9 protein-coding genes are annotated in these 13,011 nt (G+C 57.3%); 2 read left to right on the top strand and 7 right to left on the bottom strand.

The genetic code is table 11. From position 1 onward, the window contains the following. Positions 1 to 307: 307 nt before the first annotated feature. Positions 308 to 1,498 (top strand): NO-inducible flavohemoprotein, encoded by a 1,191-nt coding sequence (gene hmpA / locus PGS10_RS18580; RefSeq protein WP_045392756.1) that lies wholly within the window; start codon positions 308 to 310, stop codon positions 1,496 to 1,498. Between the two features lie 73 nt (positions 1,499 to 1,571). On the opposite strand, the gene glnB is transcribed toward hmpA, so the two are convergent. The 5 genes from glnB to purL all read right to left on the bottom strand — a co-directional run bounded on the left by glnB (position 1,572) and on the right by purL (position 9,903). Then, positions 1,572 to 1,910, bottom strand: a complete 339-nt coding sequence (glnB, locus tag PGS10_RS18575) for a nitrogen regulatory protein P-II (RefSeq protein ID WP_002914032.1) — start codon at positions 1,908 to 1,910, stop codon at positions 1,572 to 1,574. Between the two features lie 65 nt (positions 1,911 to 1,975). Beyond that, positions 1,976 to 3,313 carry a two-component system response regulator GlrR gene (gene glrR, locus PGS10_RS18570; protein WP_045377589.1) on the bottom strand — a complete coding sequence of 446 codons (1,338 nt, stop codon included), beginning with the start codon at positions 3,311 to 3,313 and terminating at the stop codon, positions 1,976 to 1,978. Further along, the gene (qseG, locus tag PGS10_RS18565) at positions 3,300 to 3,992 is read right to left on the bottom strand and encodes a two-component system QseEF-associated lipoprotein QseG (protein ID WP_047043539.1); all 693 of its coding nucleotides are present in this window, start codon (positions 3,990 to 3,992) and stop codon (positions 3,300 to 3,302) included. The genes glrR and qseG overlap by 14 nt, the downstream gene beginning before the upstream one ends. A gap of 17 nt (positions 3,993 to 4,009) precedes the next feature. After that, positions 4,010 to 5,446 (bottom strand): sensor histidine kinase, encoded by a 1,437-nt coding sequence (locus PGS10_RS18560; RefSeq protein ID WP_072251588.1) that lies wholly within the window; start codon positions 5,444 to 5,446, stop codon positions 4,010 to 4,012. A 569-nt stretch (positions 5,447 to 6,015) separates the two neighbouring features. Next, positions 6,016 to 9,903, bottom strand: coding sequence for a phosphoribosylformylglycinamidine synthase (purL, locus tag PGS10_RS18555; RefSeq protein ID WP_047078050.1), 3,888 nt, complete (start codon positions 9,901 to 9,903; stop codon positions 6,016 to 6,018). A 173-nt stretch (positions 9,904 to 10,076) separates the two neighbouring features. Between purL and mltF the strand changes: the two genes are divergently transcribed. After that, the gene (gene mltF / locus PGS10_RS18550) at positions 10,077 to 11,696 is read left to right on the top strand and encodes a membrane-bound lytic murein transglycosylase MltF (protein WP_047043386.1); all 1,620 of its coding nucleotides are present in this window, start codon (positions 10,077 to 10,079) and stop codon (positions 11,694 to 11,696) included. Here mltF and tadA read toward each other — a convergent pair. Beyond that, complete coding sequence (tadA, locus tag PGS10_RS18545; protein WP_045392764.1) at positions 11,693 to 12,196, bottom strand: tRNA adenosine(34) deaminase TadA; 504 nt, start codon at positions 12,194 to 12,196, stop codon at positions 11,693 to 11,695. The genes mltF and tadA overlap by 4 nt on opposite strands. 79 nt (positions 12,197 to 12,275) lie before the next feature. Next, positions 12,276 to 12,911, bottom strand: coding sequence for a phosphatidylglycerophosphatase C (gene yfhb / locus PGS10_RS18540; RefSeq protein ID WP_045392766.1), 636 nt, complete (start codon positions 12,909 to 12,911; stop codon positions 12,276 to 12,278). Positions 12,912 to 13,011: the final 100 nt, after the last annotated feature.

Below are 13,011 nucleotides of genomic sequence, written 5' to 3'. Positions count from 1 at the left end.
CTAACGATAAAATTTTTGGCCTAAAAAGGCGGTCCTGATGGACAACGGCCCACAGTATAACCGAATCATTCTGTGATAACAGGTCTTGACAAAGGATTTTACGCAAACGATTGGCTCCACAGCACACAAGGCTTTGAGCAATAACGCATCAAACATTATCAACGGATTTCTTTTCAGGTTTGTGATGCAAATTCTTCATGTTGTAACGGCTTTGCGGCAAAGTGATAAAGAACCATTTACATAGCAGGGTTATTTATATAAGATGCATTTGAAATGCATCAATAGGATAATATTTAAGGAAGCTGCTATGCTCGACGCTCAAACCATCGCCACGGTCAAAGCCACCATTCCCCTGCTTGTAGAGACCGGCCCAAAGTTAACCGCGCATTTTTATGATCGTATGTTTACTCATAATCCGGAGCTCAAAGAGATCTTCAATATGAGTAACCAGCGTAACGGCGATCAGCGCGAAGCGCTGTTCAACGCTATTGCCGCCTACGCCAGCAATATCGACAACCTGCCGGCCCTGCTGCCGGCGGTCGAAAAAATCGCCCAGAAACATACCAGCTTCCAGATTAAACCGGAGCAGTACAATATCGTCGGCAGCCATCTGCTGGCGACCCTCGACGAAATGTTTAGCCCGGGCCAGGAAGTGCTCGACGCCTGGGGCAAAGCCTATGGCGTGCTGGCGAACGTCTTCATCAATCGCGAAGCGGAAATCTATCAGGATAACGCCAGTAAAAATGGCGGTTGGGAAGGTACCCGCGCGTTTCGCATTGTTAAGAAGACCCCGCGCAGCCAGCTTATTACCAGCTTTGAACTGGAGCCTGTCGACGGTCAGCCGGTCGCCGATTACCTGCCGGGACAGTATCTGGCTATCTGGCTGAAGCCGGAAGCCTTCGAATATCAGGAAATTCGTCAATACTCTCTGACCCGCAAAGCGGACGGTAAGGGCTATCGCATCGCGGTGAAACGCGAGAATGGCGGCCAGGTGTCTAACTGGCTGCATAACCACGCCAGCGAAGGCGACGTGGTCTATTTAGCCGCACCGGCAGGCGACTTCTTCCTTAACGTGGAAGCGCAGACGCCGGTGACCCTGCTCTCCGGCGGCGTCGGCCAAACGCCAATGCTGGCGATGCTGGATACGCTGGCGAAAAGCCATCATCAGGGCCAGGTGAACTGGTTCCACGCGGCGGAAAACGGTGACGTTCACGCTTTTGCGGACGAAGTGAAGGCGCTTGGCGCGACGCTACCGAAATTTACCTCACACGTCTGGTACCGCAGCCCGAGCGAAGCCGACCGTCAGGCAGGACGTTTTGATAGCGAAGGTTTGATGGATTTAGCGCCGCTGGCGGAAAATATTCGCGACCCGCAGATGCAATTCTATCTCTGCGGCCCGGTAGCGTTTATGCAATTTGCAGCGAAGCAGCTGGTAGAATTAGGGGTCAATAAAGACAACATTCATTACGAATGTTTCGGCCCGCATAAGGTTCTGTAAGCCCAACGACGCGGGGATTTGTAGGCCGGGTAAGCGCAGCGCCACCCGGCAATACTGCAGCGAGCGGCGAGGATTAAATCGCCGCGTCGTCTTCTTCACCGGTACGGATACGAATCACCCGCGCCACGTCGAAGACAAAGATTTTACCGTCGCCGATTTTACCGGTCTGGGCGGTACGAATGATGGTATCGACGCAGGTATCGACGATATCGTCAGTCACCACGATTTCGATTTTCACCTTCGGCAGAAAATCCACCATATATTCCGCGCCGCGGTACAGCTCGGTATGCCCTTTCTGACGACCAAACCCTTTGACTTCCGTCACCGTCATGCCGGTGATCCCGACTTCCGCCAGCGCTTCACGCACGTCATCCAATTTGAACGGTTTAATAATCGCATCAATCTTTTTCATGGTTTTCCTGTCTTTGTCGCGTAACCGGTTGCTTACCGTATCATAGCTTGCGCTATGCCGCGGGGCTACTCTTTAAAGTCGTTGGCGTCGAGCTCGTGGCGCGACAGCAGTTTGTAAAATTCGGTGCGGTTGCGCCCGGCCATCCGCGCGGCATGCGTCACGTTACCTTTGGTTATCTGTAAAAGCTTACGCAGGTAGTTGAGCTCAAACTGATTACGCGCCTCAACGAAGGTCGGCAACGCGGTATTCTCCCCCTCCAGCGCCTGCTCCACCAGCGCATCGCTGATCACCGGCGATGAGGTTAGCGCCACGCACTGTTCAATCACGTTAACCAGCTGGCGCACGTTGCCCGGCCATTTGGCGGCCATCAGCCGCTTCATCGCATCGGTGGAGAAGGCGCGCACGAAGGGTTTGTGACGGTCGGCGGACTGGCGCAATAGATGATTAGCCAGTAGCGGAATATCCTCCGCGCGCTCGGAAAGCGGTGGGATCTTCAGGTTAACCACATTGAGCCGATAGAACAGATCTTCACGAAACTCACCGCGCGCCATCGCCTTCGGCAGATCGCGGTGGGTCGCCGAGATAATGCGCACGTCGATGTCGATATCGCGGTTGCTGCCCAGCGGGCGCACCTTACGCTCCTGTAGGACGCGCAGTAGCTTTACCTGCAGCGCGACGGGCATATCGCCGATTTCATCAAGGAACAGCGTACCGCCCTCGGCGGCCTGAAAAAGCCCTTCGCGGTTGCTGACCGCGCCGGTAAAGGCGCCGCGCGCGTGGCCGAACAGTTCGGACTCCAGCAATTGCTCCGGCAACGCGCCGCAGTTAATCGCAATAAACGGTTTTTCGTGGCGCGGACTGGCGTTGTGGATCGCCTGGGCGACAATCTCTTTCCCGGTACCGCTCTGGCCGATAATCAGCACGCTAACGTCCGACTGCGCCACCATACCGGCCTGCTCCAGCAGCCGCAGCATCTGTGGGCTACGGGTGACGATCGCCTGTCGCCAGCGCTCGTCGGTGGCCGGCGAGCTCTGCTCGAGAGCATCATCAATCGCTTTATACAGCGCGTCTTTATCGACCGGTTTAGTCAGAAAACTAAAGACCCCTTGTTGGGTAGCGGCAACGGCGTCTGGAATGGAGCCGTGGGCAGTCAGGATGATGACCGGCATGCCGGGCTGCGCCTTCTGGATTTCAGCAAACAGCTGCAGGCCGTCCATTTCATCCATGCGTAAATCGCTCACCACCAGGTCCACCCGTTCGCGCGTCAGCACGCGCAGCGCCTCGGGCCCGCTTTCCGCCGTGACCACGCTGTACCCTTCGCTGACCAGACGCATCCCTAGCAGCTTTAACAGCCCCGGATCGTCGTCCACCAGCAGCAGGTGGGCGGGTTTACGGATCGTCATGGATCACCTCCGGTACCTTATCGCTACCGCTATTAAAATTGCCGCCGGGCTTACGGCTGGAGAGCTGGCGCTCAATATCGGTAAGGTTTTCCAGCTTGCGGGTGGTCAGCTCCAGTTGGCTACGCAGCTGCTGCTCCTGCTGGCGCAAGGTTTCCAGTTCAGCATCGCTTGATTGCTGGAGTTTGCCGTAGCGGGAGCGCTCCTCGAATAACTGCAGCTGCCGGGCTTGACCGTCGCGCCACAGCCGGTATAGCGGGCGAACCTGCGCGGCGATTTGCGGGCTAAAGCTGTCGATGCGGGCAACCATTTCGCGACGCTCGTCGGGGGTGATTTTGGCGTCGGCCAGCAGAATGCCGCGTTTGAAAGCATCCTGCCAGTTATCATCATTATGCAATTTGGCTTCGGCACGGGCCTGTACCGGCGCCAGGCGATCCGCGCAGTCAATGCCGCGCAGCCAGTACAGCGGGTTTTTATCACTGGCATCGTTTTCCAGCGACCAGATATTGGCGCAATCTACGGAGAGAAAATCCGCCACCTGATGTTCCGGCAGCTCGGGCGGCGCATTGCCGTCAGCGGCGCGCGGCGACATAGCGGCGGAACAGCCCGCCAGCGTCAGGCAGCATAGGCCCGACAGCAGCCATCCCCGTAAAGGACGGCGCAATGCGAAAAAGTGGGACATATTCACCCAATGTTGATTCATGTGTTGGTTTTTCCCGGCTCAGCGGCGGGGAGCGAGATGCGAAAACAGATGAACCCGGGATTGTCATCGACCAGGCTCAGCTCTCCCTGCATTTGCCGTACGCAGTCGCGGGCGATACTCAGCCCCAGACCGCTGCCTTTTACTGCCCCTTTACGCAGGTGGCTTCCCTGATAAAAAGGCTCGAAAATCATGTTTCTTTCGGCGGCGGGGATCGGCTCGCCGCTATTGGCGACATCGATACGAACCTGCTCGCCGTGGCGGTAACTATGAATACGAATGTTACCGGATTCAGCGCCATAGTGCACCGCATTGGAGTACAGATTATCAAGCACGCTGGTCAGCAACGTCGGCTCCGCCAGGCAGAAGCGTTCATCCAGCGCCAGCTCGGTAGACATCATCTTGGCCCTTGCCGGTAAACTATGCGCGGAAACGACGGTCTGCGCCAGTTCGGCAATATCCACCTTCTGCCGCTCGACCGGGCCATCGGCCAGTTTACGGTTATAGTCGAGCAGTTGTTCGATTAGCTTTTGCAGATTACGGCTGCTGTTATCGAGGATCTCAACGATTTCTTGCTGCTCCGTCGTCAGCGGCCCCGCTACCCGGTCCGCCAGCAGTTCCGTTCCTTCACGCATGCTGGCGAGCGGTGTTTTCAGTTCATGTGACAGATGACGAAGAAACTGGTGGCGTTGGGACTCCAGCCACGCCAGACGTTCGCTCAACCAGATAATCCGTTTACCGACCGATCGCAGTTCGCGCGGGCCGGTGAACAGCGCCGCATCATCCAGCGACTTCCCCTCCCCCAGGCGGTTAATCATCTTCTCGATGCCCTTCACCGGGCCGATGATCATGCGGGTAAACAGCAAAACCAGCGTCAGGCTCAGCAGAAACAGAACCAGCGCCTGCCATCCGAAAAACTGCCCGCGCTCGGCAATCTCCTGCTGTAGCTGCTGGCCGCGGGAGAAGATTACCGTTCGGGTCGCCTGTACCATTTCATTGTTAGCATCGGCAAAGGCTTCGAGGCTCGCCGCAGCTTTGGCGTCCGGCGCGCTATTATGGCAACGTAGTTGGGCCAGATCGGCGAGGTTTTGCCGCAGGGTCTGCCAGATGTCAGCATCCGGCAACACGTCAGAGAGCGCCTCAAGCATTTCGCTATAACGCTTACGTTGATTTTGATAGACCCGCTCAAGGGTAGGATCGTCCAGCACGCAATACTGGAGATAGCTACGCTCCATTTCCAGCGAGGCGTTGACCATCGCTTCGCTACGCCGCGCATCCGTCAAGGTGGTGCGGTTAATATGCGCGGCCTGGGCGCTGAGCGCGTTCAGGCTTTGCCAGGCCTGCCATGCCAGGACAAGCAGCGGCAACATGATCAGCACAAAGGAAAGCGTCACCAGTTGGCGCAAGGAACGGGGGAAAAGAGAGAATCGCTTCAAAGATATAGCCTCAACCATTAGCTCCTGAAGATGCTAACTGAGGATGGCGGAAACATCCACGGCAGAAACAATAAAGGCAGGCTCTAAAGCCTGCCTTTATTAAGGAATGAGGCGGTGCCTTACTCGACGTTTCGCCCGATGACTGATAAAGCAGAGCTGTTATCAGGAGTTGGACGGCAGGCACCTGTTTGTGCGTCATTCGAAGTTTATGTAGCGCTTCCCGAAGGGGCTGACATAAGAAGGTGAATGAGCCACTGCCAGTTATTATGCATGAAGTGTGCCACCTTTCAAAACAAATTATTAACAGCATGATATATAAAGAATTACATGTAATTCCGCTTCAAAAGCCTATCGCACAACATTCGGCCTTTGTGTCGCTAATTAGCAACACCAAATAAGCATATATATAGAATCTTTTAAAATCAGTGCGTTAAGTGTCGCCTTTTGGAGACACCCCAAAACCGCGTTTGTCGGTAATTCCCGACACCGTCACGCGGCCCCGATCACAAATAAAAAAGCCCCCTGATGACCAGGGGGCTCATTATCAACAACGCGTTACGTAAACGGTATTAACCCAGTTGCTTACGCGCGTTGCGGAAGATGCGCATCCATGGGCTGTCTTCACCCCAGTTTTCCGGGTGCCAGGAGTTGCTGACGGTACGGAAGACGCGTTCCGGGTGCGGCATCATGATCGTCGCGCGACCGCTTTCGCTGGTCACTGCGGTAATGCCGTTCACCGAGCCGTTCGGGTTCGCCGGATAGGTTTGCGTCACTTTGCCGAAGTTATCGACGAAGCGCAGCGCCACCAGGCCTTTGCTTTCAAGCTGAGCCAGATGCGCGCTATCACGAACTTCCACCTGCCCTTCGCCGTGCGAAACGGCAATCGGCATCATCGAACCGGCCATCCCCTGCAACAGCAGCGATGGGCTTTGGGTAACTTCAACCAGGCTGAAACGCGCTTCAAAGCGGTCAGAGTGGTTGCGTACGAAGCGCGGCCACAGGTCGCTGCCAGGGATCAGTTCACGCAGATTGGACATCATCTGACAACCGTTACACACGCCCAGCGCCAGCGTCTGCGGGCGGTGGAAGAAAGTGGCGAACTCATCGCGTACGCGTTCGTTGAACAGAATCGATTTCGCCCAACCTTCGCCTGCCCCCAGTACGTCACCGTAGGAGAAGCCGCCGCAGGCCACCAGCGCATGGAAGTCGCCAAGACCGGTACGACCCGCCAGTAGATCGCTCATATGCACGTCAATGGCGTCGAAGCCGGCGCGATGGAAAGCGGCGGCCATTTCAACATGGGAGTTAACCCCCTGCTCGCGCAGCACGGCCACTTTCGGGCGCGCGCCGGTCGCAATATACGGCGCGGCAACATCTTCATTGATATCAAACGACAGCTTAACGTTAAGACCCGGGTCGCTATCGTTAGACTTCGCCTGGTGCTCCTGATCGGCGCACTCCGGATTATCGCGCAGACGCTGCATCTGCCAGGTGGTTTCCGCCCACCACATACGCAGCGTGGTGCGGCTTTCGCTGAACAGCGGCTGACCGTCGACGGTGATAACAAAACGATCCCCCGCCGTCGCCTGGCCTAAGTAGTGCACGCAATCTGCCAGACCATTCATCGCCAGCAGCGCTTCTACCGCTTCGCGATCCGCGGCGCGAACCTGAATCACCGCGCCCAATTCTTCGTTGAACAACGCAGCCAGACGGTCGTCGCCCAGCGCGGCGATATCGGCAGTTACGCCGCAGTGACCGGCAAAAGCCATTTCCGCCAGCGTCACTAACAAGCCGCCATCGGAGCGGTCGTGGTAAGCCAGCAGCTTACGCTGCGCCACCAGCGCCTGCATCGCGTCCCAGAAGCCTTTCAGCTGCGCGACATCACGCACGTCGGCCGGCTGGTCGCCTAGCTGACGATAGACCTGCGCCAGCGCGGTGGCGCCCAGCGCGTTACGCCCTTTGCCGAGATCGATCAGCAGCAGGGCGTTATCTTCCGTAGAGAGCTGCGGGGTCACGGTGCCGCGCACGTCTTCAACGCGGGCAAACGCGGAGATAACCAGCGACAGCGGCGAGGTCATTTCGCGCTGCTCGCTGCCTTCCTGCCAGCGGGTTTTCATCGACATTGAGTCTTTGCCCACCGGGATAGTCAGGCCCAGCGCCGGACAGAGTTCTTCACCGACCGCTTTTACTGCTTCATACAGACCGGCGTCTTCACCCGGGTGACCGGCTGCTGCCATCCAGTTTGCCGACAGTTTAACGCGGTTGAGTTCGCCAATCTGCGTAGCGGCGATGTTTGTCAACGCCTCGCCGACCGCCAGACGGGCTGAGGCGGCAAAGTCGAGCAGCGCAACCGGCGCGCGTTCGCCCATCGCCATCGCTTCGCCGTAGTAGCTATCGAGGCTGGCAGTGGTCACCGCGCAGTTAGCGACCGGGATCTGCCACGGTCCCACCATCTGATCGCGCGCTACCATACCGGTCACGGTGCGGTCGCCGATGGTCACGAGGAAGGTTTTCTCGGCCACCGTCGGCAGATGCAGCACGCGGTTAACCGCATCGGCAATCGTCATCGGTTGACGATCCAGCTCACTGCCCTGCGCTTTCAGCGTTTGCACGTCACGCGTCATTTTCGGCGTTTTGCCGAGCAGGACGTCCAGCGGCAGGTCGATCGGCCGATCGTTAAAGTGGCTGTCGCTCAGGCTAAGGTGTTGCTCCGCCGTGGCTTCGCCAATCACCGCGTAAGGCGCGCGCTCGCGGCGGCACAGCTCTTCAAACAGCGGCAGCTGTTCCGGCGCGACCGCCAGAACATAACGTTCCTGGGATTCGTTACACCAGATCTCCAGCGGACTCATTCCCGGCTCATCGCTGAGGATATCGCGCAGCTGGAAATTCCCGCCGCGGCCGCCATCGCTCACCAGCTCCGGCATGGCGTTAGAGAGACCGCCCGCGCCAACGTCGTGGATAAACAGAATCGGGTTCGCATCGCCCAGCTGCCAGCAGCGGTCGATCACTTCCTGACAGCGGCGCTCCATTTCCGGGTTGTCGCGCTGTACGGAGGCAAAATCCAGATCGGCATCAGACTGGCCGGAAGCCATGGATGACGCCGCGCCGCCGCCGAGACCGATGTTCATCGCCGGGCCACCCAGCACGATAAGCTTGGCGCCAACGGTGATTTCGCCCTTCTGGACGTGCTCGCCGCGGATGTTGCCAATACCGCCCGCCAGCATGATCGGTTTGTGATAGCCGCGCAGCTCTTCGCCATTGTGGCTGGTCACTTTCTCTTCATAGGTACGGAAATAGCCATTCAGCGCCGGACGACCAAATTCGTTGTTAAACGCCGCGCCGCCCAGCGGGCCTTCGGTCATGATATCCAGCGCGGTCACGATACGCTCAGGTTTACCGAAATCCTCTTCCCACGGCTGCTCAAAGCCCGGAATACGCAGGTTAGAAACCGAGAAGCCGACCAGGCCCGCTTTCGGCTTCGCGCCGCGTCCGGTTGCGCCTTCGTCGCGGATCTCGCCGCCGGAACCGGTCGCGGCCCCTGGCCACGGCGAAATTGCCGTCGGGTGGTTGTGGGTTTCAACTTTCATCAGAATGTGCGCCGGCTCCTGATGGAAGTCATAGCGCCCGGTCTGATAGTCGGCGAAATAGCGGCCGACTTCGGAACCTTCCATTACCGCGGCGTTGTCTTTATAGGCAGACAGCACATATTCCGGGTTTTTCTCGAAGGTGTTTTTGATCATTTTAAACAGCGACTTCGGCTGTTTTTGGCCGTCGATAATCCAGTCGGCGTTAAAAATTTTGTGGCGGCAATGTTCCGAGTTGGCCTGCGCGAACATATACAGCTCGATGTCGTTCGGATTGCGGCCAAGTTTAACGAATGCGTCCTGCAGGTAGTCGATTTCGTCATCGGCCAGCGCCAGCCCCAGACGGAGGTTGGCGTCAATCAGCGCCTGACGTCCCTGGCCCAGCAGGTCTACGCTGGTCACTGGCGTCGGCTGATGGTGAACAAACAGCTTCTCTCCCTCTTCCAGCTCAGTGAAAACGCTCTCCATCATGCGATCGTGCAGTTCCGCCGCAACGGCGTCCCACTGCGCATCGCTCAGACCCTGTGCTTCAACGTAGTACGCCACGCCGCGCTCCAGCCGCACGACCTGCGATAAACCGCAGTTATGGGCGATGTCGGTAGCTTTGGAGGACCAGGGAGAGATAGTGCCGGGGCGAGGGGTGACGAGCAGTAATTTACCGGTTGGCGTATGGCTGCTGAGGCTTGGGCCATATTTGAGCAGTCTGACCAGTCTTTCGCGCTCCTCATCGCTTAGCGGGGCGCTCAGGTCGGCAAAGTGAACATACTCCGCGTATAAGGTGCTAACCGGCAGGTTGGCCGCCTGAAAACGTGCCAGCAGTTTGTTGATACGGAATGCCGACAGTGCAGGTGAACCACGCAAAATATCCATCATAAGTCTCTCGTCTTCGAAGCTTTCAAGGTGAGCCAGGGGGAAACGGCGGCCATTATAGAGAATCCTGAGCCCCGACGAAACCGTTTGCGTAGAAATAAAATGATTCATCAGTTTTATCAATAAATGTGACATGAATCGCGAATAAGTTGCCAACTGGCGCATTCTTAAGCAAAATGCCGCTCAACTTACGGCAACCTTTTACTTTTTCCGGATATACCCAGCTGAGGAACTCCACGCTGCAGAAAATTAACTATTTGAAAAAATTAAAGATTAATTATCTGCTGATCGGCGTCGTCACCCTTTTGTTGGCGGCGGCGCTGTGGCCGTCTTTGCCGTGGATGGGAAAACCGGAGAACCGCGTGGCCGGGATCATTGCCCGCGGCGAACTGCGCGTGAGTACCATTAACTCGCCGCTGACCTATGCCGCCATCAACAACAAAGACTACGGTCTCGATTACGAGCTGGCGAAACGCTTCGCCGATTACCTTGGGGTGAAGCTGAAAGTCACCGTGCGGCAGAATATCAGCCAGTTGTTCGACGATCTCGATGCCGGTAAAACCGATATGCTGGCCGCCGGGCTGGTCTATAACACCGAGCGGGTGAAGAACTATCAGGCAGGCCCTACCTATTATTCCGTTTCGCAGCAGTTGGTCTATCGCGTTGGCGGTAATCGCCCGCGCACGCTGGCCGGGATTAACGCCGAACAGCTCGCCATCGCCCCAGGCCACGTCGCCCTTAACGACCTGCAGGCGCTGAAGGAGAGCAAATATCCGGACCTCAACTGGCGCGTCGATGAAAAACGCGGCACCACCGCCCTGATGCAGGCGGTCATCGACGGTACGCTGGAATATACCGTCGCCGATTCCGTCGCCGTCAGCCTGTTCCAGCGCGTGCATCCGGAGCTGGCTGTGGCGCTCGATATCAGCGATGAACAGCCGGTCACCTGGTTTAGCGAAAAAAGCGAAGACAATTCATTATCGGCAGCCATGCTCGATTTCTTTAATAGTATGAACGAAGACGGCACTCTCGCCCGCCTGGAAGAGAAGTATCTCGGCCACGGCAACGACTTCGACTATGTTGATACCCGCACCTTCCTGCGCGCGGTGCAAAATACGCTGCCGGATCTGAAGCCGCTGTTTGAGAAATACGCCCGGCAGATCGACTGGCGACTGCTGGCGGCGATTGCCTGGCAGGAGTCGCACTGGGACCCGCAGGCCACCTCGCCGACCGGGGTGCGCGGCATGATGATGCTAACCCGCAATACCGCCCAAAGTTTAGGTTTGACCGACCGTACCGATGCCGAACAGAGCCTAGACGGCGGTATGCGCTATCTGCAGGATATGATGGCCAAAGTGCCGGACTCGATCCCGAAAGAGGAGCGGATCTGGTTTGCGCTGGCGGCTTATAACATGGGCTACGCGCATATGCTTGACGCGATGGCGCTGACTAAAAAACAAAAAGGCAACCCGAACAGCTGGTCCGACGTTAAGCAGCGTCTGCCATTGCTGAGCCAGAAGCCCTACTACAGCCGCTTAAAATATGGCTACGCCCGCGGCCATGAGGCCTACGCCTACGTGGAAAATATTCGTAAGTACCATATCAGCCTGGTTGGATATTTGTCTGAACAGGAAAGGAAAGCGGCGCAGGAGATGGCGATTGCTGAAGATTATCCAGCCGTCACGCCGGAAGAACTCGATGGCGAGCATAAAGAGTATGCGATGCCCTTCTTTAGATTCCGCGGCGAAAAGCTTGTCGACAACGTTAAACTAAAGTTGCCGACAGCAGGACGTTAGCCCTCGTCCTGCCGCGCTCTTTTCAACGCTTTTTTCTCTTCCCGCCGCCAGCGGAAGAAATCGCTCAGCATCGTGGAGCAAGACTCAGCCAGAATTCCCTCGGTAATTTCAACGCGGTGGTTCATCCCCGGATGATGCAGCACATCGATTAACGACCCGGCCGCGCCGGTTTTAGCATCGCGGGCGCCGAACACCAGCCGCGAGATGCGACTATGCACCATCGCCCCGGCGCACATCACACAGGGCTCCAGCGTGACGTACAGCGTGGCATCAATTAAACGATAGTTCTGCAGAACCAGTCCACCCTGACGCAGCGCCATTATTTCGGCATGGGCTGTGGGGTCGTGACGGCCAATCGGCCGGTTCCATCCCTCGCCGATGACCTGATTGTTATGCACCAGCACAGCGCCCACCGGCACCTCGCCCTCTTCCCAGGCGCGTTTCGCCAACGTCAGCGCATGGCGCATCCAGTATTCATCGTTAAATTCGTGGTCAGACACAGCGGCACTCCTGCAGAAAAAGCGGGGCGCATTATACATGGGCGCTATATATCACCCAAATAATTCGCCAGCAGCGGAATTATTCGAGCTGCTGGAGATCGCCCTGCGGCGTGACCCGCCAGCGGTGCTGGCAAAAACAGAGTAGCGGGTTATCCTGCTCGCTATCGCTATAGCCGCTGTATAAACGTAGCGGCGCGCCGATCCGCTGTTCCAGCTGCGCTACTTTCTCATGGCCCAGGCAACGCAGCGTCAGCACCCAGCCGCCGCGACGACGGCTCATGCGGCTGGCGATAAGTTTTACGCGCGGCAGCCAAAGCGTATCGGCATAGACCTGTTCCACCAGCGACTGCGGTGAGCCGGTAATCAGCCAGACGTCGGCATCAGTACTGGTTAAATAGTCGTTTAGCCGGCCCTGCACCACCGGAAAGGCGGTCACGTGCTGGCGAAACCAGCTAACGAACGCCGCCTCCAGACGCTTAAGATGGCTTTCACGCCGCCCGCAGGTAGCAGCCCACAGCAGCAGGCTCATCGGCCAGCGCGCCGCGCGACCGTTAACCAACAGCCCCAGCAGTACTACTGGCGACAAGGCCGCCACTGCCAGCACGTTGAGCGGCTGACGACGTAAAAGATAACGAATAAAGCTGCCGAACATATCCTGCTGGTGCAATGTGCCATCAAGATCGAAAAACACGACTCGTCGCGCGTTACTGTTCAAACCGAACTCCTTTCTGGTACGGATTTTCCTGGCGATGTCGATAGCTTAACAGGCTTGCCGCGACGAGCGCGAAATTGTCTGCCGTGGTTGAGGTAAGATT

This window comes from Klebsiella sp. 141153 (genome assembly GCF_032601995.1).
Lineage (GTDB): Bacteria > Pseudomonadota > Gammaproteobacteria > Enterobacterales > Enterobacteriaceae > Klebsiella > Klebsiella aerogenes.
Note: the sequence above shows the minus strand (reverse complement) of the source record. Positions and strands in the feature narration are given on the sequence as shown.